23 protein-coding genes and 2 pseudogenes are annotated in these 22,509 nt (G+C 70.7%); 14 read left to right on the top strand and 11 right to left on the bottom strand.

Features of this window, described 5'->3' with window-relative positions; translation table 11 throughout:
- Nucleotides 1–33 precede the first annotated feature (33 nt).
- Entirely contained in the window at nt 34–714 is a 681-nt protein-coding gene (locus ACIQBL_RS02865) for a response regulator (protein ID WP_401935971.1), read from the bottom strand.
- The gene (locus ACIQBL_RS02860) at nt 711–1,862 is read right to left on the bottom strand and encodes a sensor histidine kinase (protein ID WP_401935969.1); all 1,152 of its coding nucleotides are present in this window, start codon (nt 1,860–1,862) and stop codon (nt 711–713) included. The genes ACIQBL_RS02865 and ACIQBL_RS02860 overlap by 4 nt, the downstream gene beginning before the upstream one ends.
- A 181-nt stretch (nt 1,863–2,043) precedes the next feature.
- Between ACIQBL_RS02860 and ACIQBL_RS02855 the strand changes: the two genes are divergently transcribed.
- Genes ACIQBL_RS02855 through ACIQBL_RS02840 form a run of 4 tightly spaced genes read left to right on the top strand, consistent with a single transcriptional unit; the run spans nt 2,044 to nt 4,667 of the window.
- The gene (locus ACIQBL_RS02855; protein WP_401935966.1) at nt 2,044–2,742 is read left to right on the top strand and encodes a hypothetical protein; all 699 of its coding nucleotides are present in this window, start codon (nt 2,044–2,046) and stop codon (nt 2,740–2,742) included.
- The gene (locus tag ACIQBL_RS02850; protein WP_401935964.1) at nt 2,739–3,551 is read left to right on the top strand and encodes a hypothetical protein; all 813 of its coding nucleotides are present in this window, start codon (nt 2,739–2,741) and stop codon (nt 3,549–3,551) included. Before ACIQBL_RS02855 ends, ACIQBL_RS02850 begins: the two co-directional genes overlap by 4 nt.
- The gene (locus ACIQBL_RS02845) at nt 3,548–4,471 is read left to right on the top strand and encodes an ABC transporter ATP-binding protein (protein ID WP_401935961.1); all 924 of its coding nucleotides are present in this window, start codon (nt 3,548–3,550) and stop codon (nt 4,469–4,471) included. Before ACIQBL_RS02850 ends, ACIQBL_RS02845 begins: the two co-directional genes overlap by 4 nt.
- A gap of 31 nt (nt 4,472–4,502) precedes the next feature.
- The gene (locus tag ACIQBL_RS02840) at nt 4,503–4,667 is read left to right on the top strand and encodes a hypothetical protein (protein WP_401935959.1); all 165 of its coding nucleotides are present in this window, start codon (nt 4,503–4,505) and stop codon (nt 4,665–4,667) included.
- A gap of 103 nt (nt 4,668–4,770) precedes the next feature.
- Here ACIQBL_RS02840 and ACIQBL_RS02835 read toward each other — a convergent pair whose 3' ends face one another.
- Both ACIQBL_RS02835 and ACIQBL_RS02830 read right to left on the bottom strand, forming a co-directional pair.
- Nucleotides 4,771–5,316 carry a Uma2 family endonuclease gene (locus tag ACIQBL_RS02835; RefSeq protein ID WP_401935957.1) on the bottom strand — a complete coding sequence of 182 codons (546 nt, stop codon included), beginning with the start codon at nt 5,314–5,316 and terminating at the stop codon, nt 4,771–4,773.
- Between the two features lie 291 nt (nt 5,317–5,607).
- Nucleotides 5,608–5,763 (bottom strand): annotated as a pseudogene (locus ACIQBL_RS02830) (DUF255 domain-containing protein); the annotation flags it as partial.
- A 191-nt stretch (nt 5,764–5,954) separates the two neighbouring features.
- On the opposite strand from ACIQBL_RS02830, the pseudogene ACIQBL_RS02825 reads away from it, so the two are divergent.
- Together ACIQBL_RS02825 and ACIQBL_RS02820 are read left to right on the top strand one after the other, a co-directional pair.
- Nucleotides 5,955–6,521 (top strand): annotated as a pseudogene (locus tag ACIQBL_RS02825) (Uma2 family endonuclease).
- Between the two features lie 439 nt (nt 6,522–6,960).
- Entirely contained in the window at nt 6,961–10,164 is a 3,204-nt protein-coding gene (locus ACIQBL_RS02820; RefSeq protein ID WP_401935955.1) for a tetratricopeptide repeat protein, read from the top strand.
- Between the two features lie 25 nt (nt 10,165–10,189).
- Here ACIQBL_RS02820 and ACIQBL_RS02815 read toward each other — a convergent pair whose 3' ends face one another.
- Nucleotides 10,190–10,435 (bottom strand): hypothetical protein, encoded by a 246-nt coding sequence (locus tag ACIQBL_RS02815; protein WP_401935953.1) that lies wholly within the window; start codon nt 10,433–10,435, stop codon nt 10,190–10,192.
- Nucleotides 10,428–11,291: a mycothiol conjugate amidase Mca gene (gene mca, locus ACIQBL_RS02810; protein ID WP_401937025.1), complete on the bottom strand. Its 864-nt coding sequence runs from the start codon at nt 11,289–11,291 to the stop codon at nt 10,428–10,430. The genes ACIQBL_RS02815 and mca overlap by 8 nt, the downstream gene beginning before the upstream one ends.
- 156 nt (nt 11,292–11,447) lie before the next feature.
- On the opposite strand from mca, the gene ACIQBL_RS02805 reads away from it, so the two are divergent.
- Nucleotides 11,448–11,846 (top strand): DUF4307 domain-containing protein, encoded by a 399-nt coding sequence (locus ACIQBL_RS02805; RefSeq protein ID WP_401935952.1) that lies wholly within the window; start codon nt 11,448–11,450, stop codon nt 11,844–11,846.
- 168 nt (nt 11,847–12,014) lie between these two features.
- On the top strand, nt 12,015–12,515 hold the full coding sequence (greA, locus tag ACIQBL_RS02800) for a transcription elongation factor GreA (protein WP_043679814.1): 501 nt from the start codon (nt 12,015–12,017) through the stop codon (nt 12,513–12,515).
- Between the two features lie 123 nt (nt 12,516–12,638).
- Here the strand turns inward: greA and ACIQBL_RS02795 are convergent, their stop codons facing one another.
- The 3 genes from ACIQBL_RS02795 to ilvA form a co-directional block, all read right to left on the bottom strand.
- Entirely contained in the window at nt 12,639–13,496 is an 858-nt protein-coding gene (locus tag ACIQBL_RS02795) for an ABC transporter permease (RefSeq protein ID WP_401935950.1), read from the bottom strand.
- On the bottom strand, nt 13,493–14,524 hold the full coding sequence (locus ACIQBL_RS02790) for an ATP-binding cassette domain-containing protein (RefSeq protein ID WP_401935948.1): 1,032 nt from the start codon (nt 14,522–14,524) through the stop codon (nt 13,493–13,495). The genes ACIQBL_RS02795 and ACIQBL_RS02790 overlap by 4 nt, the downstream gene beginning before the upstream one ends.
- Nucleotides 14,525–14,696: 172 nt before the next feature.
- Nucleotides 14,697–15,926, bottom strand: coding sequence for a threonine ammonia-lyase (gene ilvA, locus ACIQBL_RS02785; RefSeq protein WP_401935946.1), 1,230 nt, complete (start codon nt 15,924–15,926; stop codon nt 14,697–14,699).
- 162 nt (nt 15,927–16,088) lie between these two features.
- On the opposite strand from ilvA, the gene ACIQBL_RS02780 reads away from it, so the two are divergent.
- The 3 genes from ACIQBL_RS02780 to ACIQBL_RS02770 all read left to right on the top strand — a co-directional run bounded on the left by ACIQBL_RS02780 (nt 16,089) and on the right by ACIQBL_RS02770 (nt 17,548).
- On the top strand, nt 16,089–16,589 hold the full coding sequence (locus ACIQBL_RS02780) for a MarR family winged helix-turn-helix transcriptional regulator (protein WP_401935945.1): 501 nt from the start codon (nt 16,089–16,091) through the stop codon (nt 16,587–16,589).
- A gap of 181 nt (nt 16,590–16,770) precedes the next feature.
- Nucleotides 16,771–17,274, top strand: coding sequence for a sigma factor-like helix-turn-helix DNA-binding protein (locus tag ACIQBL_RS02775; protein ID WP_401935944.1), 504 nt, complete (start codon nt 16,771–16,773; stop codon nt 17,272–17,274).
- A 25-nt stretch (nt 17,275–17,299) separates the two neighbouring features.
- Nucleotides 17,300–17,548, top strand: coding sequence for a hypothetical protein (locus tag ACIQBL_RS02770; RefSeq protein WP_401935942.1), 249 nt, complete (start codon nt 17,300–17,302; stop codon nt 17,546–17,548).
- A 19-nt stretch (nt 17,549–17,567) separates the two neighbouring features.
- On the opposite strand, the gene ACIQBL_RS02765 is transcribed toward ACIQBL_RS02770, so the two are convergent.
- Nucleotides 17,568–18,722 carry a cystathionine gamma-synthase gene (locus ACIQBL_RS02765; protein ID WP_401935940.1) on the bottom strand — a complete coding sequence of 385 codons (1,155 nt, stop codon included), beginning with the start codon at nt 18,720–18,722 and terminating at the stop codon, nt 17,568–17,570.
- Between the two features lie 309 nt (nt 18,723–19,031).
- Here ACIQBL_RS02765 and ACIQBL_RS02760 point away from each other — a divergent pair, with 309 nt between their 5' ends.
- The 3 genes from ACIQBL_RS02760 (at nt 19,032) to ACIQBL_RS02750 (ending at nt 21,834) form a co-directional block, all read left to right on the top strand.
- Complete coding sequence (locus tag ACIQBL_RS02760) at nt 19,032–20,150, top strand: hypothetical protein (protein ID WP_401935939.1); 1,119 nt, start codon at nt 19,032–19,034, stop codon at nt 20,148–20,150.
- A gap of 264 nt (nt 20,151–20,414) precedes the next feature.
- Nucleotides 20,415–21,140 (top strand): peptide-methionine (S)-S-oxide reductase MsrA, encoded by a 726-nt coding sequence (gene msrA, locus ACIQBL_RS02755; RefSeq protein WP_401937022.1) that lies wholly within the window; start codon nt 20,415–20,417, stop codon nt 21,138–21,140.
- Between the two features lie 82 nt (nt 21,141–21,222).
- Nucleotides 21,223–21,834 (top strand): DUF4291 domain-containing protein, encoded by a 612-nt coding sequence (locus ACIQBL_RS02750; protein WP_401935937.1) that lies wholly within the window; start codon nt 21,223–21,225, stop codon nt 21,832–21,834.
- A gap of 135 nt (nt 21,835–21,969) precedes the next feature.
- On the opposite strand, the gene msrA (ACIQBL_RS02745) is transcribed toward ACIQBL_RS02750, so the two are convergent.
- Nucleotides 21,970–22,482 carry a peptide-methionine (S)-S-oxide reductase MsrA gene (gene msrA / locus ACIQBL_RS02745; RefSeq protein WP_401935935.1) on the bottom strand — a complete coding sequence of 171 codons (513 nt, stop codon included), beginning with the start codon at nt 22,480–22,482 and terminating at the stop codon, nt 21,970–21,972.
- Nucleotides 22,483–22,509: the final 27 nt, after the last annotated feature.

The following is a 22,509-nucleotide window of genomic DNA, read 5'->3' as shown; positions in this document are numbered from 1 at the left end:
CAGCACCCAACCCCACGGCGGAACCCGCTGGTGCTATCGACTGCTGCTCCGTCGATCCGGGCTGCCCGGCATGAGATGGGACTCCCAGGCCCAGGCGGTGATCTCGCTGCGGTTGCGGGCTCCGAGTTTGTTCTGGATCGCGGTGAGGTGGCCCTTCACGGTGCTGACGGAGATGAAGAGGGCGGCGGCGATCTCCTGGTTGGTGCGGCCCCGGGCGACAGCGCGGATGACGTCGGTTTCCCGGTCGGTGAGCGGGGTGTTGGGCTGGAGGGCGGAAGGGGTTGTGACGGGGGCGAGGTTGCGGAGCAGGCGCCGGGTGACCGACGGGGAGATCAGGGCGTCCCCGACACTGGCGGCCCGCACGGCGGCGGTGAACAAGGTGGGGTCGCCGTCCTTGAGGACGAATCCGAGGGCTCCGGCCTGGAGGGCGCCGTAGACGTACTCGTCGAGTCCGAAGGTGGTGACGATGACGACCCGGAGCGGGTCGGCGATGCCCGGGCCGGCGAGTGCGCGGGTGACGTCGATGCCGTCGAGGCGGGGCATGCGGATGTCGATGAGGCAGACGTCGGGCCGCAGGTGGCGGGCGAGGGCGACGGCCTCGGCACCGTCGCGTGCTTCCGCGACGACGGTGATGTCGGGCTCGTCCTCCAGGATGAGGCGCAGGCTGGTGCGGATCATGGCCTGGTCGTCGGCGACCAGCACGCTGATGCTCATCGGTGGTCTCCGGCTTGCAGGGGCACAGTGGCGCGGACCGACCAGCCGGTACCGGGCCGCGGACCGGCGTCGAGCGTACCGCCCAGTGCCTCGACGCGCTCGCGCATGCCGACCAGGCCGTAGCCGCCCCGCGGGGAGGCGCGGATCGGGGGGTGCGGCGGAGCATCGTCACCGATCTCGACGATGATGTCCGTGCGGTCCTGGGCGATGGTGACGGTGGCCGCGCGGACGCCGCGGGCGTGGCGGACGATGTTGGTCAAGGATTCCTGGACGACCCGGTACACGGTGGTGGTGACCACGGGCGGCCAGGTCGGAGCCCCGGTGGGCAGCCGGAGGTCGACGGCCGGTCCGTGCTCCTCGAACCGGCGGACCAGGTCGACGAGTTGCTCCGGTCCCGCAGTGACGGCGGCGCCGTCCTCCGCGTCGCGGAGCAGGGCGACCACCCGTCGCATGGCGTCCATGGCGTCGGTGCCCGAGCGCTCGATGTCCGCCAGGGCGGTGCCGAGGTGGTCGGGCTGCTTGCGGAGCATTATCTGGGCGGCGTGGGTGTGCATCACGATGCCGGAGACGTGGTGAGCGACGACATCGTGCAACTCCCGTGCCAGGGCCAGGCGTTCGTCTCGCCGCACCGCCTCGACGGTGGCCTGGCGGCGATGCTCCAGGAAGCGCAGGACGAGCCCCGCACCGAGGCCGAGCAACCAGCCCTGGACGCCCTCGTGGAACGAGCCGACGGCAGCTGAGGTGGTGACGAGCCGGCCGACTGCCGTGACCGCGAGCCCGGCCGCGGCGACTGCGGCGGCTCGCCCGGGCGGCAGCACCCGGACCGCGGACCCGGCGAGGACGGCCAGCGCCAAGGACGCGGCAATGCCGGGCTGGCCGGTCAGGTACCCCATGCCGGCGGCGAGGACGGCGGCAGCCGCGACGGACAGGCCGACGGCCGCGGCGACCAGCCGGTCGCGCCCCCGGAGCAGCGCCGCGACACACACCACCGCGCTGATGCCGCAGTCGAGCAACCAGCCCCGGCGGCCCGCGTCGGCATGCTGGTAGGCCGTCGCGGCCAGCACCGCCGCGAAGGCGAGCCCGAGCAGGACGTCGGTTCGTCTGGCGGCCAGTGCGCCCAGTGCGGCCAACCGTTCCCTCACCCTCACGGCGCTCAGACTACGGAACCGGTCGCCGCCGATGTACCGGCCAAAGGGACCGCTCCGATCCGCCCGATCAGTACTTTCGGCCGGTACGGGCCGCGGTCGGCATGAGCAGGCTTGACGGCATGCAACGAGACCTTGAGACACCCTGCGGCGACGCGGGGCCCGCACGAGCCGGCAGGTGGACGTGAACCGGTCCATCTGGGCCCGCCTCCGATTGGAGCTGCGGGTCATCGGCATCGCCCCGCCGGTGACGGCACTGGCGGCAACGCTGGGTGGCGCGATCCTGGTGATCGTCATGCATGCCGGCGGGGCCGGCGCGGAGCACCTCGACCTCGCCGCCGGCGCGGTCCTGGCGGGCTTCGCCCCGCTCGGCACCGCCGTCGCGGCCTCCTCGATCGTGGGGCGTGATATCGGCGCCGAGCTGGTCATGACCACTACCGTCTACCGCCGGGTGCTGTTCCTGCGTGTCGGCCTGGTGGTGGCCCCGGCGGCCCTGGTCACGCTGGTGGACGCCGTCGTGTTCCGCGCCTTGCACGACTGGCCCGTGGGGCAGGGCACCGGCGCTTACGTCCTGGTGTGGGCCCCGCCGATGCTCTGGCTGGTCGCACTGGCGATGCTCATCGCGATCGGGCTGCGCGGCCCGGCCGCCGCAAGCGGCCTGATCGGGGGCATCTGGCTGGCCCAGTACCTGATGCGGCCCACCATCCTGGACAGCACAGTTCTGCGGGCGCAGTACATGTTCATGGGCGTCGCCGCGAAGGTCCCGGCGCACGAATGGACCGTCAACCGGATCGCCCTGCCCGCCGTCGGCGTCGCCGCCATCGTCGCGGCCGGCCTGCTGCTGGGGCGTCCCGAACGATTCGTGGGGAGCGATGCCGCATGACCACCGTCCTTCAGCGAACCGCCCCGCCGACGGCAGCTCGCGGCTGGTGGGCGAAGACCGTCGCGGCCTCCCGCTACGAGTACCTGATGCAGGTCCGCCGCCCGGCGGTCTGGGTGGTCGTGCTCGCGCTGATCGGGCTGCGCTGCACATCGCCCTTCCCGCCCGGCTTCACCAGCACCACGGACCACGCCACGCTGGTCGCGGACTGGGCGTTCAACTTCATCATGCTGTGCCCGATCGGCGTCGGCGCCGTCCTCGCCGACCGCGTCCGGCGGGAGTCCCGACTGGGGCTGAGCGACCTCCTGACCTCGACGCCCACCGGCATCGGCCCACGCCTGTGGGGCAAGGCCATCGGCGCCGGCGCGGCGACCATCACACCGGTCTTCGTCGCCTGGGTGGGCCTGCTCGGCTACCTGAGCGCCCAGCGCGGAGCCGGGGTGATCCCGGTCGGCCTCGCGGCGTTCGCCGCCATCATCCTGCCCGGGCTGGTCTTCGTCGTGGCCTGCTCGGTCACCGTCCCGTACCGGACCGGGCCCGTGCTGTACCGGCTGGGTCTGTTCGGCTACTGGATCTGGGGCAACATGGTCGGCCCACGCTACGGGATCCCCACCCCCGCCGGCACGCCGTTCGAAGCCATCGGCGAGTACCCGGCCGGTGCCTGGTTCCACGGCACCCTGTTCGACGCCAGGCAGCGGGGAATCACCCCGACCGGCGGCGAGGCCGTCCTCAGCATCACCTTCCCGCTGCTCGTGGGGCTCGCCGCCCTCGTGATTACCCAGCTCGTGCTCACCAGGAGGAGCCCGTCATGACCGCGCCCAACGTGGCCATCACCGAGCTGACCGTCACCTTCCGGCGCGGCGAGGTCCGCGCCCTCGACGGCATCAGCCTGCGCCTGCCCGTCGGCATGGTCGGTCTGCTCGGCCCCAACGGAGCCGGCAAGACCACCTTCATGCGGGTCCTGACCGGGGTGCTGCTGCCGACCTCGGGCACCGTCGCGGTGGACGGCATCGACCTGACATCGCGCAGCCAGCGCCGAGAGGTCAAGTCCACCACCGGCTACCTCCCCCAGGAACTCGGCCTGTACCCGGACTTGACGGCCAGCCAGTTCCTCGACTACATGGCGCTGCTCAAGGGCATCACCGACCGGCGCGCCCGCCGCGCCCGCGTCAAGGAGGTCCTCGAACTGGTCTCGCTCAGCGATGTCGCCAACCGGAAGGTGAAGGGCTACTCGGGCGGCATGAAGCGCCGCGTGGGCATCGCCCAGGCCATCCTGAACGACCCCCGGCTGCTGATCGTCGACGAGCCCACCGCGGGACTGGACCCCGAGGAGCGGCTGCGGTTCCGCGGCCTGCTCGCCAGGCTGGCCGGCGACCGGACGGTGCTGCTCTCCACCCACTTCGTCGACGACATCGTGCAGACCTGCCCGAACGTCGTGGTGATCGAGCGCGGGCACGTCGCCTTCCAGGGCGCCATCGACGACCTCGCCACCCGCGCCGAGGGCATGGTGTGGCACGTCACCCAGCCGGCGACCACCGCTGTGCCAGACCTGCCCACCGTCAACGTCACCCCCAGCCTGGCCGGCACCACCTACCGGGTCATCAGTGCTGGCACCCCCGCCCCGGACGCGGAGCGCGTCAGCGCCACCGTCGAGGACGGATACATCGCCCTGATGCACGACAGCGCCCCGGAGCGGGCCCAGCACACCAGCCCCAACCTCCGCGCCATCTGACCCAGCTCCGCCAACGCCCAAGGACCAGCAGGTGTCCCACCAGCCGCTCACCGCCGTCGTGGCCGCCGCCAACACCACCACCGGCTTCCACCCCGGCCCCGCCTACTTCGCGTTCTGGGCCCTCATCGTCGGCGCCGCCATCGGCGGTCCCGTCTACGTCGTCCGCCTGATCCGCAACCGCCGCAACCGTCATTGAACACCACCTGAGCAGACAGCAGTTGGCGCCTCCGCGCGCCGTACGGCACCGGAGCGTCAGGCAATGAAGCTCGACGAGCCGGACGGTGAACGAGCCGGTGCCGTCAGCGGGCGTCGGCCTCGGGCCGGGGCAGCTCATCCAGGTCGAGGGTGTAGGTCCGCCCATCGGCCAGCTCGATGGGCAGCTTGCCCGAACCGTAGCTGTGCGTGTGCGCCGCGATGTAGCCGGAGCCGGTGGGCTGGGTGTGGACGACGACCTCGGCGGCGTACGGGTCCACCACCACGTAGACCGGAATGCCGTAGCGGCCGTACTTCGCGGTGCAGTCGTCGTAGTCCTCGCGCGCGGAGGAGACCGATACCACCTCGGCGATCAGCAGCACGTCCTCGAAGCCGTAGCGCTTGCCCTGCCGCTGCGCGTCCTCCCGCAGGATCGCGAAGTCCGGGGCCGAGTTCTCGTCGGCCGGGAAGTCCAGGTACACGTCGGATGCGGTCTTCGCGTGCCGGCCGAGCGAGAGCGAGTCGATCTGCATCGACTTGATCGTGCTGGAGTGCTCAAAGCTCCGCGGGGTCATGACCACTTTCCCGTCGGTACCGAAGAAGACCACGTACCCAGCGGGGAACTCGGTGTGCATGACCGCGTCGACGCCCATCAACGGCTCCTTCCTCTCGCCTCTCAGAATATGGGGCCGCGGTCCCCCGCGGGGTCCACTACGGGAGTGCCGCCCGGGGTGGCGTCGTATTCATGGGCGGCAGCGGCGGAGGTGTACCTCCAAGCGCTGGCGAATGCCGGCGTACTGCTCGGGCGCCCACTCGGGCGAACTGGCCAGCCGGTCTTCGGCCCAGGCGCCTATGTCCTGCCCAGCCACTCATCGTACGTGTCCCCGCAGGCACTCCCCGCAAGCATCCCAGGTCATGACTTACCTGGTTGTGTTCCGTCACTGGCACCGGTGCCAGCTGCTGTATCCAACGCTCAGCAGGACGGGTCTGTTCGACTTCCGGGCCTCGTCGAAGGCCTCGGTCGACCAGGGCCACCAGTCGACGGGGTTGTCGGCGTGCTGGAGCAGATACGGGGATGTCTCATGGGCCAGTCGGTTCACGACCCTCGCCCTCTCACGTCACTTCCCAGCGGCCCGGCGGCCCGGCGGCCCGCGCCCGAAAAGCGGCCGGTCCCACGGCGGCCTCCGGCCCCCACGGCTCTCCATCTGCGGTCGGGCGCCCTGGCGGCACAGGACAGTACGCTGAGCCGAGCGGTATCGGAACTGTGGAGCATCCTCGAAGGAGGTACGCCATGACCGCCGAGATGGTCGCGCCCGCCTGGATGCACACGCAGATCAGCGCGGAGCAGTAAGACTCCTGGTCCGAGGAGCAGTGCGCCGGCATTGAGATCGTGGACGGCATGGTCGTGGTGAGCCCGAGTGCGTCCAAGCGGCACAACCGGCTGGCCCGGATCCTGGCCAATGCCCTGGAGGCCGCCGCAGGCCCCGACTGGAACGCCGACACGGACTTCGATGTCCGCCCGCAGGACGCTCCGCTCACCAACCGGCGTCCGGATGTCGCCGTGTACCGGGCAGAGACCATCGATCTCACGCCCACCCGCCCCGAACACGTACTCCTGGTCGTCGAGGTCGTGTCGCCCGGCTCGGAGACCACCGACCGGATCGCGAAGGTGGACCAGTACGCCAAGTCCTGCATCCCCTTCTACTGGCGTATCGAACAGGCCGCGACCGGTGTCCCGATCGTCTGCACCTACGTTCTCGACCCCGCCACCAAGACCTACAGGGACGGCGAGATGTTCACCGGCGTGATCAAGGCCACCGTGCCTTTCTCCGTCACCGTCGACCTCGGATCCATCTGACGACCGGCGTTCCCTTCGGCGGCATCGTCAACGGTTGGCACAGGCCGACGGAGATCGGGCACGGTTCGTCGGTCGAACCCAGGAACAGCAAGCCATCAGGGCGCAGCTCTCCGAGGGCGCCGCGCAGAGAGTCCCTGGCTGGTGCCGGAGCACATCGCTGCCGCGACACACAGCGAATCCCTCCGCTACCGCCGCGCGTCAGGAGACCGCCGGAAGGAAGCCGCCACACACGCCGACCTCGGTCACAACGCTACGGCGTCGCAGATACGGGGGCGCCCAGGGGCCAGCGGCTGCCTCCAGCGCGCCTGACCGGAGCCGGTAGCCGCAGGACGGCCCGCCCCTCTCGCACGGCGAACAGGTGATCGTCGCCCTCTCGCGCTCACGCCTCCCCCGAAGGACACTCATAGGCCAAGGAGTTGCCGTCGGAGGGGGACGCGACATGCGGGACAGCCATCGGAGCGACGCCGAACGGCTGTTGGCCCGGGCCGTGGAGGAGGAGGTGCGGCGCTCCGGCGGGCGTACCGACGGGCAGGTGCTGCTGACGCGGTCCCGGGCCGCTCTGGACGCCATGGCCCAGACGGCGGCCGAGGAGTACGAGGCGTACACACGGGCTCTCGACGAGGCGTCGGCCGGACAGCTCACCTTCGGACAGCGCTACGCCAAGGAGGGCGGGTCAACTCCCTTGCTGGTGGCGGCCGTTGGAGCGGTCGCGGCGGTGGCGGCCGACCTGGCGCTCGGCACCGGCGCGGGCACGGCGTTCGGCGCCGGCGCTGCCGTCGGTGTGGTGGGCGCGGCGGCGACGGTGGTGAAGGTGACCGCCTCCCATCTGCCCGCCGCGCATCACCGTGCCGGGGCCGCGAGCCAGCCCGGCGGCCCCGAGCAGTTGCGGTTGCAGTGGCTGACGGCGCTGGAGGTGCGGGGCATCCGTCCGTTCCTGGACCAGCAGCGGGTGCTCGCCGCCTCCACGGGGCCGACGAAGAAGCCGGGGCCGCAGCTGCGCGGCGCGGACAAGAGCGCGGCGGCCCGCCGGCGGAGTGTGCTGGAGCAGTCCTTCGGTCAACTCCCGGACCCGGTGGGCGTGTTCGCCGGCCGTCGGGCGGAGCTGGCCCGGATCCGGCAGCTGGTGCGGGCGGCCCGCGCGAGCACGGAGACCCGGCCGACGGTGGTCGTCCTGCACGGCGCTCCCGGCTCGGGGCGCACCACCCTCGCGGTGCGTGCGGCGCACGATCTGCGGGACCACTTCCGCGGTGCCTGCGTGGTGGACCTGCGCGGCGACAGCCCCGGCGAGTCCCCGCTGCCGACCCGCGACGCGCTGCTGCACCTGCTGAACCGGCTCGGTGCACCCCGCGAGCAACTGCTCTTCCGTGAACGCTCCTCCCCCGACCAACAGGTCAAGCGGCTGGGCGAGTTGTACCACCAGCACCTGACCGGCCTGCCGGTGACGATCGTCCTCGACGACGCCTCCGATGTCGCGCAGGTGGCCACCCTGCTCCCCGAGCGCTCGGACAGCCTGGTCGTGGTCACCGCCCGCAAGCCTCTCGACCTGCCCGCCGAACTCGCCGCCCGGGTACACCAGTTGCCGGTCGAGTCGCTGGACGCGGCGGGCGCCGAGGAGCTGCTGGGCGCGGCGGCACAGGACGGTTCGGGACCCTACGACGCCGAATCCGCCGACCGGATCAGGGAGTTGTGCGGCGGGCTGCCGCTGGCGCTGCGGATCGCGGGTTCGTCCCTCGGCCCGCGTTCACCGCGCCAACTCGCCACGGATCTCGGCGCGTACGGCCCGGTGGAGCCGGTCGAGCGGGTGCTGTGGCTGCGCTACACCGACCAGTCGGACCCGGCCCGCAGGCTGCTGCGCCGACTGGCACTGGCCGGCCGGGCCTCACTGGGCGCGGCTGCGGCGGCGGCCCTGCTGGGCACGGACGAGACGGAGGCGACCCGTCACCTGGTGGCCCTGTCCCGGGCGGGCCTCATCGACCACGTCCGCGGCACCCGTTACCGGCTGCACGACCTGGTCCGCGCCTTCGCCCAGGCCCGCCTCCTCGACGAGGAGGAACCGTCGGAGCGTACGGCGGCACAGGAACGGCTGATCGTGAACTACGCCGAACTCGCCGACTCCGTACTGCGGTTGGTCGACGGCAACATGTCGACGCGCTCGGACCGGTTCGGCCCGCACGGCTTCACCTCCCTCGACGAGGCACTGCGCTGGCTGGACGACGAGTCGAGCTTCATCACCTCGACGCTGCGGCACGCGGACGGCGTCGACCAGGGCGCCGTACTGAATCTCCTCGGCGCGCTCTGCGACTACTGCCTGCTGCGCGGCGACCTCTACCGCCTCGGTGAGATCAGCGAGTTGGCGCAGGCCGTCGACCAGGGCCTCCTTGTCCGCTCGGTGCAGTGGCGTACGGGTATCGCGGCCCGGCAGCTCGGCGAACTCGACAAGGCGCGCACCACCCTCGCCTCCGTCGTCGACCTCTACAGGGAGGCCCACCAGGACGCGGGCGCCGCGCGCGCCCTGTGCTCGCTCGGCATCACCCTCCACCACCAGGGCAACCTCACCGAGGCGGCGGCGAAACTCCGCGAGGCACTGGACCTCCAGGCCCCGCCCGAGCTGGCCACCGACCGCGCCTGGACGATGCACGCCCTGGCCGCCGTCGAACGCGACCGCGCCCGACTCCCCGAAGCCATGCGGCTGTTGACCGACTCCCTGGTCCTGCACCGCGCGGGCGAGTCCGTGCACGGCGAGGCGTGGGCCCACTTCCAGCTCGGCCAACTCGGCCTGCGCATGGGCGACATACCGCGCGCCGAGTCCGAACTGACCACCGCCCTCGGCCTCTACGGCCGTACCCGCGACGCCCGCGGCGAGGCCTGGGCCCTGACCCAGCTGGCCCGCGCCCGACTCGTCGCCGGCGACCCGGCCCCGGCCGTGGACGGCCTGCGCCAGGCAGCCGCCCGGCACCGCGAGAACGAGGACGCGCGCGGCGAGGCCTGGACGATCTACTACCTGGGCCAGGCCCTGGAGGAGACGGGCAACCTCGACCTTGCGGTGCGCGAGCTGGAACGCTCCCGGACGATGTTCTCCCGCATGCGCGACGTCTACGGCCTGGCCTGCGCCCGGCACCACTCGGCCCGCGTCACCCGCGACCAGCGCGCCGCCCAGACCGGCTCCCTGCGCAACTCCGGCTTCGCCCGCCAGCTCCTCGTCGACGCCCGCGCCGACTTCCAGCGCATCGGCGTCGCCCACGGCGAGGCGTGGACCTGCCTGGAACTCGCGGTGGTCGACGCGGGCAACGCCCGTACCCAACAGGCCCTGACACTGTGCGACGAGGCACTGGGCCTGTTCACCTCCTACGGCGATCACCGCGGCGAGGACTGGGCCCACTTCCTGCGCTCCACGCTCCTGCCGTACGCGGCCCCCGGCGGCGTCGAGGTCGGCACGGCGGTCGCGCAGGAGGAACTCGCCCAGCTCTCCCGCGCCGGCCACCCGCACCGCGACGAGAAACTCGACGACTACGTGCAGGCGTACCGGCTGCTGCTGGAGCGGGGCGTCAGCCTGGAGGCGGGCTGGCAGGCCTGGCGGCTCGGCATGGTGCCGAGCCGGCACGCCCGCGAGGTGATGGGGGTGGCGGTGCCGGACCGGCCCTGAACACCCCCGTACGGGCCCCGCCCGGTCAGCCCTGCTTGGCCTTGGGTTCGACCGGGGCGGCCTCGGACTCCGCCTTCGGATCCGGGGCCTCCTTGAAGTCGACCCGGTTCATCTGCTTGCTCATGGACTTCATCAGTCCCCACACGGCCAGGGCCATCACCGCGAACACGATGAAGCCGAGGACGCCGGGGGTGACCTTGTTCTCGTCGACCTCGGCGAGGGGGACCAGGTGCGTCATTGCCAGGGCTGCGCTTGAGCTCATGTCAGGCATTGTCGCGGATGCCCGCAAAGAGGTCGTCCTCGGGGAGGGAGGTATCGACGAGGGACTTCGCGAGCTCGTACTCCTCGGTCGGCCAGACCTCCTTCTGGATCTCCATCGGGACCCGGAACCAGCCGCCGTCGGGGTCGATCTGCGTGGCGTGCGCGATCAGCGCCTTGTCCCGGATCTCGAAGAACTCGGCGCACGGAATGTGCGTGGTGAGCGTGCGCTCCCGCATCGTCCCGGACTCGTCCCACCGCTTCAGCCAGTCCCCGTACGGCGACTCCAGGCCCCGGTCGAGCAGCGCGTTGTGCAGCGCCTCGGTGCGCTGCCGGTTGAAGCCCTGGTTGTAGTACAGCTTCTGCGCCTGGTACGCCGGGCCGTACTCCCCCTCCGGGTACTTCTCGGTGTCCGCCGCGCCCTCGAACGCCACCATCGAGATCTTGTGGGTCATGATGTGGTCGGGGTGCGGGTAGCCGCCGTTCTCGTCGTAGGTGGTGATCACCTGCGGACGGAAGGAGCGGATCTGCCTCACCAGCTCGCCGGCCGCCTTGTCGACGTCCTCCAGCGCGAAGCACCCGTCGGGCAGCGGCGGCAGCGGGTCGCCCTCGGGCAGGCCCGAGTCGACGAAGCCGAGCCACTCCTGCTTGACGCCGAGGATCTCGCGGGCCTCGTCCATCTCCTTCTTGCGTACCTCGTGGATGTGCTCCTCGATGTACTTGTCGCCCTGGAGCTTCGGATTGAGGATGGAGCCGCGCTCCCCGCCCGTGCAGGTCACGACCAGCACGTCCACCCCCTCGGACACGTACTTCGCCATGGTGGCCGCGCCCTTGCTCGACTCGTCGTCGGGGTGCGCGTGGACGGCCATCAGTCGCAGCTGGTCAGTCAAGACTCAATCCTCAGTAAGTCGGCGCCCCGGTGTCCTGGGGTGCGATCGGCGCTTCTATAGTGACCGAATCGGGAGGCGAATAATTCCGGGGGCCGGTTTCGGAGGCCCCTTGAGCCCCTTGCCGGGAGGACGATCATGAGTACGGCGAGCACGCGACTGCCCGAGGGCCGCTACGGCCGCTCGTCGGACGAGCGTGCCGACCACAAGCTCAAGATCGCCGGTGCCGTCTTCGCGGCGGCCGTGCTCGCCCTCGTCGGGTACTTCGCCTACCACTACGTCGTCGAGGCCAAGATCAGCGCCGAGGTGATCACCTTCCAGGCCTCGGGCAACGAGGTCAAGGTGCATCTGGAGGTCCACAAGGACTCCGGGACCACCGGCTACTGCACCCTGCGCTCCCAGGCCGCCGACCAGTCCGAGGTGGGCCGCGCCGACTTCCGCTTCGGCGGCTCCGCGACCCGCATCGACAAGGTCGTCACCCTGCGCACCACGGCCAGGGGCACCACGGCCGAGCTGCTCGGCTGCCACTCCGACTGACGTCACCCTCGTTACGTATGCCTTGACCTGCGTTGACGTATTTCTGACGGCTTATGTCCTCCCCCTTGGGCCGTTGAATTGTTAGGCTCGTGGTTTCGCCCTTCCATGAAGGAACATTCTTCTGGGTAGGGCGATGCTTTGTATTCCCAGTACCTACGAGGAGCACCTGTGACCCAGACCAGCGAAGACGTCACCTGGCTCACGCAGGAGGCGTACACCAAGCTCAAGGACGAGCTGGAGTACCTGTCTGGTCCCGCGCGCGCCGAGATCACCGTGAAGATCGCGGCCGCACGCGAGGAGGGCGACCTGCGCGAGAACGGCGGGTACCACGCGGCCAAGGAGGAGCAGGGCAAGCAGGAGCTCCGCATCCGCCAGCTGACCCAGCTCTTGGAGAAGGCCAAGGTCGGCGAGGCCCCGGCGTCGACGGACGGCGCGGTCGCGCCCGGCATGGTCGTCACGATCGCCTTCGACGGCGACGAGGACGACACCACGACCTTCCTGCTCGCCTCACGCGAGTACGCCAGCGCCGACATCGAGACCTACTCGCCGCAGTCCCCGCTGGGCTCCGGCGTGCTCGGCCACAAGGTCGGCGAGGTGGCGCAGTACGAGCTGCCCAACGGCAAGAAGGCCTCGGTGACGATCCTCAAGGCCGAGCCGTACAACGGCTGACCCACGGGACCGGTCCCAGTCCTTCGCCCTCGACGAGCCCCCGGCGGCCTTGCGGCGCCGGGGGTTTCGTCATGCGTCCTGCTCGGGTCGCCGCCTTGCGTGCTCCTCAGGCCGTGTGTCTCCTCAGGCCGTGGCCGAGCGGTACTTGCGCACCGCCAGGGTCCGGAATATGACGATGATCAGCAGCGAGTAGATCAGTGACGCCCACACCGGGTGCACCATGGGCCAGGCGTCCGAGGGCGACTGTCCCGGGTTGGCGAACAGCACCCGGCAGGCCTGCACGGTCGCGCTGAACGGGTTCCACTCGGCGATGTGGCGCAGCCACGGGGTCATGTGGCTGGTGTCCACGAACGCGTTCGAGATGAAGGTCACCGGGAAGAGCCAGATCAGCCCGCCGGAGGTGGCCGCCTCGGGCGTCCGGACGGTGAGCCCGATCAGGGCGCCGATCCAGGTGAACGCGTAACCGAGCAGAAGCAGCAGCCCGAACGCGCCGAGGACCTTGCCTGCGTTGGTGCCCCCGTCCGAGCCGACCCGCCAGCCCACCAGCAGGGCGACTATCGCGAGGACCAGCAACGTCAGCGCGGTCTGCACGAGGTCGGCGAGCGTCCGCCCGGTCAGCACCGCACCGCGCGCCATGGGCAGCGAGCGGAACCGGTCGATGAGCCCCTTGTGCATGTCGTCGGCGATGCCCGCGCCGGAGCTGGCGGTCGCGAACGTGACGGTCTGCGCGAAGATGCCCGCCATCAGGAAGTTCTTGTAGTCGGTGGCGCTGGTGCTGCCGCCGATCTGCATGGAACCGCCGAAGACGTAGGTGAACAGCACCACGAACATGATGGGTTGAATGAGCCCGAAAATTACCATTTCGGGAATTCGGGACATCCTGATCAAATTACGCTTGGCGACGACCAGCGAGTCGTGCACGGACTGGCCGAGCGCGCTGCTCGGCGCCGCGATCGGTGCGGCATCGGTGACGGCACTCACTTCGCGGCCTCCTTCTTGTGTTTGCGGTCCTTGGTGTCCGGGGCGGCGTCCGTGCCGTTCTCCTCGTCCTTCTCCTCGGCCAGGTGGCCCGTCAGGGAGAGGAACACGTCGTCGAGGGTGGGGCGGCGGAGGCCGATGTCGTCTATCTCGATGCCCTGGGTGTCCAGCTCGCGGATGATTTCGGCGAGGAGCTTGGCCCCGCCGGAGACGGGCGTGGTGATCTTGCGGATGTGCTCCTCGACGGCGGTGTCGCCCTTGCCGGAGCCGCGGAGGCTGTATTTGTCCAGGAGGGCGGAGGCGATCGGGATGTGGTCGCGCTCGTGGACGACGACCTCGACGCGCTCGCCTCCGGTGCGGGCCTTGAGCTGGTCGGAGGTGCCGCGGGCGATGACGCGGCCGTGGTCGACCACCGCGATGTCGTGCGCGAGATGGTCGGCCTCCTCCAGGTACTGCGTGGTCAGCAGCAGCGTCGTACCGCCCGCGACGAGCTGTTTGATGACCTCCCACAGCATCTGGCGGTTGCGCGGGTCCAGGCCGGTGGTCGGCTCGTCCATGAACATCACGGGCGGGGAGACGACGAGCGCCGCCGCCAGGTCGAGCCGGCGGCGCATGCCTCCGGAGTAGGTCTTGGCGGTGCGGTCGGCGGCGTCCACGAGGTTGAACTGGTCGAGCAGCTCCTCGGCCCGGGCCTTCGCGGCCTTGGCCTTCATCTGGTAGAGCTGGCCGACCATCTGCAGGTTCTCCCTGCCGGTCAGGTATTCGTCGACCGCGGCGAACTGGCCGGAGAGGCCGATGGACCGCCGTACCTCGTTGGGCTGCTTGAGCACGTCGAGGCCGGCGACGACCAGCTTGCCGCTGTCGGGGCGCAGCAGGGTGGTCAGACAGCGGACGGCCGTCGTCTTGCCCGCGCCGTTGGGCCCGAGCAGGCCCAGCACGGTGCCCTCGGGGACATCGAGGTCGACGCCGTCCAGAGCTTTCACATCGCCGAAGGTTTTCACCAGGCCTTCGGCATAGATGGCGCCTGGCATATCAGTCTCCACGTCGTCGGGGATTCTTCGAGAAGCCTAGGTTTGTGCTGTTTTTCATGCAGGATGAGCGAGCACGAGACACACCATAACGCGATGTATCGCGTCTCTCAACGGATTTTCTCGAACGAGTGACAGGACAGGTGACGGGACGAGGGGCGAACGGGCTCCGACCTCAGTCGATGACCGTGTACCCGGCGTCGCGCAGGGCGTGGCCGACCTCGGCGCAGTGCACCGGACCCTTCGTCTCCAGATGCAGCTCGACCTCCGCCTCCGTGAGCCCGAGCCGAGGATCGGTCCGGACGTGGCTCACATCGAGGACGTTAGCGTCGACCACTGACAACACCCCCAGAAGCGTCGCGAGGGCTCCCGGCCGGTCCGTCAGCCGCAGCCGTACGGCCAGGTAGCGGCCCTGCGCGGACATGCCGTGGCGCAGGATGCGCTGGAGCAGCAGCGGGTCGACGTTCCCGCCGGACAGCAGCGCGACGACCGGTCCCTCGAATCCCCGCGGGTCGCTCAGCAGCGCGGCGACCGGGCTGGCGCCGGCCGGCTCGACGACCAGCTTGGCCCGCTCCAGGCACAGCAGCAGGGCGGCGGACAGTTCGTCCTCGGTGACCGTGCGGACCTCGTCCACCAGTTCGGCGACGATCCCGAACGGCACGTCGCCGGGGCGCCCGACCTTGATGCCGTCGGCCATCGTCGCCGGGTGCCGGATCGACACTGGCCGGCCGGCCGCCAGCGAGGGCGGAAAGGCGGCGGCGCCGGCCGCCTGCACGCCCACGATCCGTACGTCGGGCCGCAGCGCCTTCACGGCGACCGCGACACCGGCCGCGAGCCCTCCGCCGCCGATCCCGACGACGATCGTGCCCACCTCGGGGCACTGGTCCAGGATCTCCAGGCCGACCGTGCCCTGGCCCGCGATGATGTCGGGGTGGTCGAAGGGGTGGATGAACACCGCGCCCGTCTCGTGGGCGTACTCCTGCGCGGCGGCCAGGGTCTCGTCGACCACCTGGCCGTGCAGGCGCACCTCCGCGCCGTACTCCTTGGTGGCGCTGATCTTCGGCAGGGGTGCGCCCTGGGGCATGAACACCGTGGAGCGCACGCCCAGGAGCGCGGAGGCGAGGGCGACACCCTGGGCGTGGTTGCCGGCGCTCGCGGCGACGACACCGGCGGCGCGCTCCTCGGGGAGCAGTCCGGCGATACGGACGTAGGCGCCGCGCAGTTTGAAGGAACCGGTTCGCTGGAGGTTCTCGCACTTGAAGTGCACCGGTGAGCCGACGAGCTGGGTCAGGTGCCTGCTGCCCTCCATCGCGGTCACCCGCGCCACGCCCGTGAGCATCTTCTGAGCGCCGCGCACATCGTCGAGCGTGACGGGTCGCAAGGAGTCAGCCGTGCTGTAGCTCATGACTCAAGCATCGCAGTTCACAGGGGCGCGTCGCGGCTGTGACCAAGCTCCGAGACTGGTTTGCGCAGCGCCGGTACGGGCCGCCTTCCGGCCGCGTACCCTGTCCCCCAACCCAGCACCCCTTCATGAAGCGAGCCCCCGGCCATGCCCACAACACCTGAAATGTCGATGGACATGACGACCGTCGGTGAATCCGGTCTCCTCGACACGCTGCAGCACGAGGTGGCGGTGTTCGCCCGCCGTGCCGAACAGACCCGGCTCGGCGGAGTCGGACAGGTGCGCAACTCCATGGACCGCGCCGCGTATCTGCTGCTCAACCGCCTCGACAAGGAAGGCCCGATGGGCGTCAAGGCGCTCGCCGCGAGCATGGGGATCGACTCGTCGACGGTCACCCGGCAGGTCGCCCCGCTCGTCGACACCGGTCTCGTCAAGCGCACTTCGCACCCCGAGGACGGCCGTGCGGTGGTGCTGCAGCTGTCCCCGCGCGGGCAGTCGCGGCTGGAGGAAGTACGGTCGTCCAGGCGTCAGTTGATGGACGAGCTGACACACGACTGGGCGCCGGAGGAGCGCGAGGCGTTCTGCACGCTCCTCACACGCTTCAACAGCGCCCTCTCCGCGCGGATGGCGGTGCCGGGTGGAGCGGAGAATCCGTCGGACTCCTGACGGGCACGGGTTCCCGAAGGGTGCCCGCACGCGCGCGTGGTGTTTCCGACGCGCGTGGCGTCTCCGACTCGCATAGTGGTCCGACTCGCGTGGTGTCCGACTCCCGCCTTTCGTCCCGAACTCTTGACCTCGCGACGGACCTGGCCTCAGATGAAACAGGGTCGTTGAGGCGGGAGGCGCGGTGCGAGAACGGCAGGCGTCCCAAGGCGCCCGCCGGGCCCGGGAGTTCGAGGCGTTCGTCGCGGGCGCGGCAGGGCGGCTGCTGCATGCCGCCACACTGCTCACGGCGGAGGACCCGGACGACAACCCGCGCGCGCGACGCCTGTTGACGCTGTCCCTGGCGCACACGTACGCGTGCTGGGACCGGCTGCGCGGTGAGGACCCGTACGACCACGCCCGCCAGTGCCTGGCCGCCCGTTTCGCCCGCGGGGCCTGGCACCAGTACGGCGGCCTCGGCCGGGCGCGCCCCCACCCGGGCAGCGCACTGGGTTCCCTCGCGCCCCAGGAGCGGCTGATCGTCGTCCTCAGGTTGTACGAGGGGGTCGCCGAGGAACAGGCCGCCGCACTGCTCGGCCTCCCGACGGAACGGGTCCGGACGATCTGCGACCGGGCGACGGCGACGCTGCTGCATCCGCCGCGCGGTCCGGTACCGCAGGTGACTAAGGCCGAGGTGGCGCCTTCATGAGGCCGTGGGGCGGGGGTACGCGCGCGTGAACAGGCCCGAGCGGGAGGCGGCCGTACGGCGGATCATGGAGACTGCTCCGCCGCAGGTGCCGCCGGAGCTGTACGCGGACGTCGTGCGCCGCGGCGGCCGCATGCTGCGCCGCAGGAGGACCGCCCGGCGGCTGATGTGGCTGCTGCTGTGGACGGCGGTCGTGGCGTTCACCGTGTGGGCGGCGATGGTCCATCCCTGGGTGGAGCCGCCGTCGGAGACGACTCCACCGCTGACGGGTTGGTGAGACTGGTGAGACCGAGGTCCTAGCCCAGGGCCTGCTGCAGGTCCTCCAGGAGGTCCTGCACGTTCTCGATACCCACGGAGAGGCGTACGAGGTCGCCGGGGACCTCCAGGGCCGAGCCGGCGACCGACGCGTGCGTCATGCGCCCCGGGTGCTCGATCAGCGACTCGACACCGCCCAGGGACTCGCCGAGCGTGAACACCTTGGCGCGGTTGCAGACCTCGACGGCCGCCTCCTCGCCGCCCTCGACCTGGAAGGAGACCATGCCGCCGAAGGCCCGCATCTGCTTGGCGGCGACCTCGTGACCGGGGTGCTCCGGGAGACCGGGGTAGAGAACGCGCGTCACGCGTGCGTGCCGGGTGAGCATGTCGGCGACCTTGGTGGCGTTCTCGCTGTGCCGGTCCATGCGCACCGACAGCGTCTTGGCGCCGCGCAGCACCAGCCAGGAGTCGAAGGGCCCGGCGACCGCGCCCATCGCGTTCTGGTGGTACGCCAGTTCCTCGCCGAGCGCCTCGTCGGCCGCGATCAGCGCACCGCCGACGACGTCCGAGTGACCGCCCATGTACTTCGTCAGGGAGTGCACGACGACGTCCGCGCCGAGGGCGAGCGGCTGCTGGAGATAGGGGGTGGCGAAGGTGTTGTCGACGACGAGCCTCGCGCCCGCGTCCCGCGCGATCTGCGCGACGACGGCGATGTCGGTGATGCCGAGCAGCGGGTTCGAGGGGGTCTCCACCCAGACGAGCTTCGTCTTCGGGGTGATGGCGGCCCGTACCGCCGCCGGGTCGCTGGTGTCGGCGACCGACCACTCGACGCCCCACCGGGAGACGACCTTCGCGAACAGCCGGAACGTGCCGCCGTACGCGTCGTTCGGGATGACGACGTGATCGCCCGGGCTGAGCAGCGTACGCAACAGGCAGTCCTCGGCCGCCAGTCCGGACGCGAACGCGAGGCCGCGGCGCCCGCCCTCCAGGGCGGCGAGGTTCTCTTCCAGGGCGGTCCTGGTGGGGTTGGCGCTACGGCTGTACTCGTAGCCGCCGCGCAGGCCGCCGACGCCGTCCTGCTTGTAGGTCGAGACCTGGTAGATCGGCGGGACCACCGCGCCGGTGAGGGGATCGGCGGTGTTGCCCGCGTGGATCGCGAGGGTCTCGAAGTGCTGACTGATGTGCCTGTCGCTCATGGGGCCGAGCGTAGTGCGCTCGCGGGGTGGACGACGATCCGGAGGTTTTCACAGGGGCGCGGGGTGGGGTGGCGGGGGTTTTCCGCGGGGGCTCGGGGCAGGGCGGCGGCGATTTCGCACAAGGGTTCGGGACGGGGCGGCGGTGACTTTCCACAGGGGCGTGGGACGGGGTGACGGCGGTTGCCCACGAGGGCGTGGGACGAGGTGACGGCGGTTTTCCACAAGGGCGTGGGACGCGGTGACCGTGGATTTCCACAGGGTGGTGGGCCGGGTTGGCCAATTGTCGGACCCGTCTGGTTCGCTTGAGGCATGGAGATTCTCTGGGTCCTGATGGCGCTGCTCATGATGGGCTTCGTGCTGATCCCGTTCCTGCGGCGCAGGCGCGGGGCGATCGAGCAGGTCTCGCCGGGCCACCCGGACGCCGCGGACCCGGCGACCTACGGCTTCGTGCGCGAGGAGGAGCTGGACATCCGCATGCCCGGCCCCGACCAGGACCTGCTGGACGTCCTCGACCTGGTACAGCGCACGCAGGACTACCGCGCGGCGATGCAGTTGCTGGCCGGCACCGAGATCACGGGCGAGCTGCGCTGGCAGCGCGTGCAGGCCTTCGCGGGCGCCGCGTCGCTGGAGCTGCAGCAGCGGCCCGGCGGGGTGAGCGAGACGCCGGGCGGACAGTGGCTGCGGGTGTGGCGCGCCGAGAACCCGAAGGACGCGGGCGGCGCGGCCGTGCACGCGGAGTTCCTGGTGCAGCAGGCGTGGCGTACGTCGACCCGGGGGACGGACGAGTTCCGGATCATCATGGAGGAGGCGAAGGACGCCTGCGGACAGGCGGCGCTCCTCTCCCCCGGTGACCCGGTCCCGTACATCGTCGAGCTGTCGGTGGCCCGCGGACTGACGTACGCGCAGCCGGAGTTCGAGCAGCTGTGGCTGAAGATCCTGGACCGCGCGCCGGCCCACATGGGGGCGCATCTGGCGGCCCTGCACTACTGGTGCGAGAAGTGGCACGGTTCACGCGAACTGGCGAACGCGTTCGCGGAGGCGGCGGCAGCCCGTGCCCCTCAGGGTTCCCTCCTGGCCGCGATGCCGCTCTTCGCGGTGTTCGAGCACCTCCCCGAGGTGAACCTGGTCAGCAGCTTCTACCAGAGCGAGGTCGTCGAAAAGGCGATCCACGGCGCCCTCTTCGCCGTCCACGCGGTCCGCCCCGACGACCCGATGCTGGCGCACGTCCGCCATCTGCTGGTCTTCTTCCTGGTCCGCGCGGAACGCTGGTCCGAGGCGATGAACCAGCTCATACACATCGACGGCCACGTCGGAGCCCTCCCCTGGACCCTCTCCGCCGACCCGGCGGCCGAGTTCGCGGTCTACCGCGCACTGGCGGTGGCGGGCTACGAGGCGAACGGCGGAAGCCCGGCGAGCCTGCCGCACTGAGCACGGCGGCGGTGGCGGGGTGGGCGCGGGGCGACCGCGCGCATGGGGTCCACGGTGCCGCCGTGGACGAGGCGGCCACGCGCACGGCCGGCCATACGCACGGAGGCTGTCATCACGGCGGCCGTCATCACAAGGGCCGTCATCACAGGGGCCGTCATCACGGCGGCCCCGCGCGCGACTGCCCTCCGTACGGCGGAGCGGAATTCCCGGAGAGCCTCGCCCGTTGTCAGTGCGGAGCCGCACAGAGGCCCGATGGGAGACCGCATGTTCCTGCACAGTCGTACGCCCCAGCTGCCGACCCGCGAGCAGGCTCTGCAGGGCCGGCCGGAGCCGATGTTCACGGTCCCCGACCGCCACACCGTCCTCGGCACCCCGCTGCTCGGCCCCTACCCCGGGCACCTGGAGATCGCCGACTTCGGTCTGGGCTGCTTCTGGGGCGCCGAGCGCAAGTTCTGGCAGCTCCCGGTGGGCGTGTGGACGACCCTGGTCGGCTACCAGGGCGGCTACACCGAGAACCCCGCCTACGAGGAGGTCTGTTCGGGCCTGACCGGCCACACGGAGGCGGTTCGCGTGGTCTACGACCCGAAGCTGATCTCGTACGAGAAGCTGCTGAAGACGTTCTGGGAGTCCCACAATCCGACCCAGGGCTTCCGCCAGGGCAACGACGTCGGCACCCAGTACCGTTCGGCTATCTACCCCCGCACCCCCGAACAGACAGCCGCAGCGGAAGCCTCCCGCACGGCCTACCAGCGGGTCCTCACGGGCTCGGGCTTCGGCACGATCAGCACGGAGATACTGCCGGCGGAGGGGCGGGTGTTCTATCCGGCGGAGGGGTACCACCAGCAGTACCTCGACAAGAATCCGGCGGGGTACTGCGGGATCGGCGGGACGGGGGTCAAGCTGAGTACCCCGTTCGAGACCAACTCGGGAGCGTCGTGCCCGACGGGCATCGCTCAGGCACCAAAGGCGCCGGAGGCAGCGGAGAAATAGCCGAAGGCGCGAGCGCTGATCGAGTACGCGGCGGTCGAAAATCAGTGGCCGCCCGGACCCGGAGGGTCCCACGCTGTCTGCCATGGAAGAACGCCAACGCGAGATCCGCGCGACCTACGCGGAATCCACGATCACCGTCTACCAGGCGTACGCCCCGGAAATCGGCCTGCCCGCCGTGCGCGAGGGCCGTTTCCCCGCCGCTTGGAAACGGGACCGGATGACGTGGATCAAGCCGTCCTTCCTGTGGATGATGTACCGCTGCGGCTGGGCCACGAAGGAGGGGCAGGAGACCGTCCTGGCCGTCGAGATCACCCGCGACGGGTTCGAGTGGGCGCTGCGTCACGCGTGCCTTTCGAGTTACGCGCGCGGGGTGCACCCCGACCGTGCCACCTGGCAGCGCCAGTTGAAGCGCGCGCCCACCCGCGTGCAGTGGGACCCCGAGCGGGACCTGCGCCTCCAGCCCCTGCCGTACCGCTCCCTGCAGCTCGGTCTGTCCGGTGAGGCCGTACGACGCTACGCGGACGAGTGGACGGTCGCCATCCGTGACGTGACCCCGCTCGCCCACGAGATCCACGCGCTCGTCGGCGGCGGAGACCTCGACTCGGCGGCACGGTTGCTGCCCCGGGAGACTCCCTACTCCACCACGGCGGAGCGGCCGACCGACCTGATCGGTATCGCCGAGGCCGACGGATGAGCACGGACACTGACGTCACGTCGACACCGCTCGCGGCGCTCCGGCGGGCCCGGCGCCTCGCAGGCACAAGGGCGGCCCGGCTGTCGGGCGTCGGCCGGTGGGCCTTCGCCTATTGCCGGGCCGACCCTGTCGTGGTCAGCTCTCCGTGCGGGTCGGCAGGTGCCAGTCCGGGCGGGGGAAGTGGCAGGTGTAGCCGTCCGGGTAGCGCTGGAGGTAGTCCTGGTGCTCGGGTTCGGCCTCCCAGAAGGGGCCGACCGGCTCCACCTCGGTGACGACCTTGCCGGGCCACAGGCCGGAGGCGTCGACGTCCGCGATGGTGTCCTCGGCGACGCGCTTCTGCTCGTCGTCGACGTAGTAGATCGCCGAGCGGTAGCTGAGGCCGATGTCGTTGCCCTGGCGGTTCTTGGTGCTCGGGTCGTGGATCTGGAAGAAGAACTCCAGGAGCGCGCGGTAGTCGGTCTTCTCGGGGTCGAACAGGATCTCGATGGCCTCCGCGTGCGTGCCGTGGTTGCGGTACGTCGCGTTCGGGACGTCACCGCCGGTGTATCCGACCCGGGTCGCCGTCACGCCCGGCAGTCGACGGATCAGCTCCTCCATCCCCCAGAAGCATCCGCCCGCCAGTACGGCCCTCTGCGTCTGCGCAGCCATTGCGACCCTCCCATATCTGTATCTGTC

It is taken from the genome of Streptomyces sp. NPDC088350 (assembly GCF_044753545.1).
Taxonomy (GTDB): Bacteria; Actinomycetota; Actinomycetes; order Streptomycetales; family Streptomycetaceae; genus Streptomyces.
Note: the sequence above shows the minus strand (reverse complement) of the source record. Positions and strands in the feature narration are given on the sequence as shown.

Bases quoted from the DNA above. Each gene is read 5' to 3' on its own strand.
- ACIQBL_RS02760 (WP_401935939.1), top strand. From the start codon at position 19,032: ATGGAGATTCTCTGGGTCCTGATGGCGCTGCTCATGATGGGCTTCGTG.
- ACIQBL_RS02765 (WP_401935940.1), bottom strand. From the start codon at position 18,722: ATGAGCGACAGGCACATCAGTCAGCACTTCGAGACCCTCGCGATCCAC.
- ACIQBL_RS02835 (WP_401935957.1), bottom strand. From the start codon at position 5,316: ATGGGCGTCGACGCGGTCATGCACACCGAGTTCCCCGCTGGGTACGTG.
- msrA (WP_401937022.1), top strand. From the start codon at position 20,415: ATGTTCCTGCACAGTCGTACGCCCCAGCTGCCGACCCGCGAGCAGGCT.
- ACIQBL_RS02820 (WP_401935955.1), top strand. From the start codon at position 6,961: ATGCGGGACAGCCATCGGAGCGACGCCGAACGGCTGTTGGCCCGGGCC.
- ACIQBL_RS02850 (WP_401935964.1), top strand. From the start codon at position 2,739: ATGACCACCGTCCTTCAGCGAACCGCCCCGCCGACGGCAGCTCGCGGC.
- mca (WP_401937025.1), bottom strand. From the start codon at position 11,291: ATGGCCGTCCACGCGCACCCCGACGACGAGTCGAGCAAGGGCGCGGCC.
- ACIQBL_RS02845 (WP_401935961.1), top strand. From the start codon at position 3,548: ATGACCGCGCCCAACGTGGCCATCACCGAGCTGACCGTCACCTTCCGG.
- ACIQBL_RS02805 (WP_401935952.1), top strand. From the start codon at position 11,448: ATGAGTACGGCGAGCACGCGACTGCCCGAGGGCCGCTACGGCCGCTCG.
- msrA (WP_401935935.1), bottom strand. From the start codon at position 22,482: ATGGCTGCGCAGACGCAGAGGGCCGTACTGGCGGGCGGATGCTTCTGG.
- ACIQBL_RS02865 (WP_401935971.1), bottom strand. From the start codon at position 714: ATGAGCATCAGCGTGCTGGTCGCCGACGACCAGGCCATGATCCGCACC.
- ACIQBL_RS02815 (WP_401935953.1), bottom strand. From the start codon at position 10,435: ATGCCTGACATGAGCTCAAGCGCAGCCCTGGCAATGACGCACCTGGTC.
- ACIQBL_RS02750 (WP_401935937.1), top strand. From the start codon at position 21,223: ATGGAAGAACGCCAACGCGAGATCCGCGCGACCTACGCGGAATCCACG.
- ilvA (WP_401935946.1), bottom strand. From the start codon at position 15,926: ATGAGCTACAGCACGGCTGACTCCTTGCGACCCGTCACGCTCGACGAT.
- ACIQBL_RS02780 (WP_401935945.1), top strand. From the start codon at position 16,089: ATGTCGATGGACATGACGACCGTCGGTGAATCCGGTCTCCTCGACACG.
- ACIQBL_RS02790 (WP_401935948.1), bottom strand. From the start codon at position 14,524: ATGCCAGGCGCCATCTATGCCGAAGGCCTGGTGAAAACCTTCGGCGAT.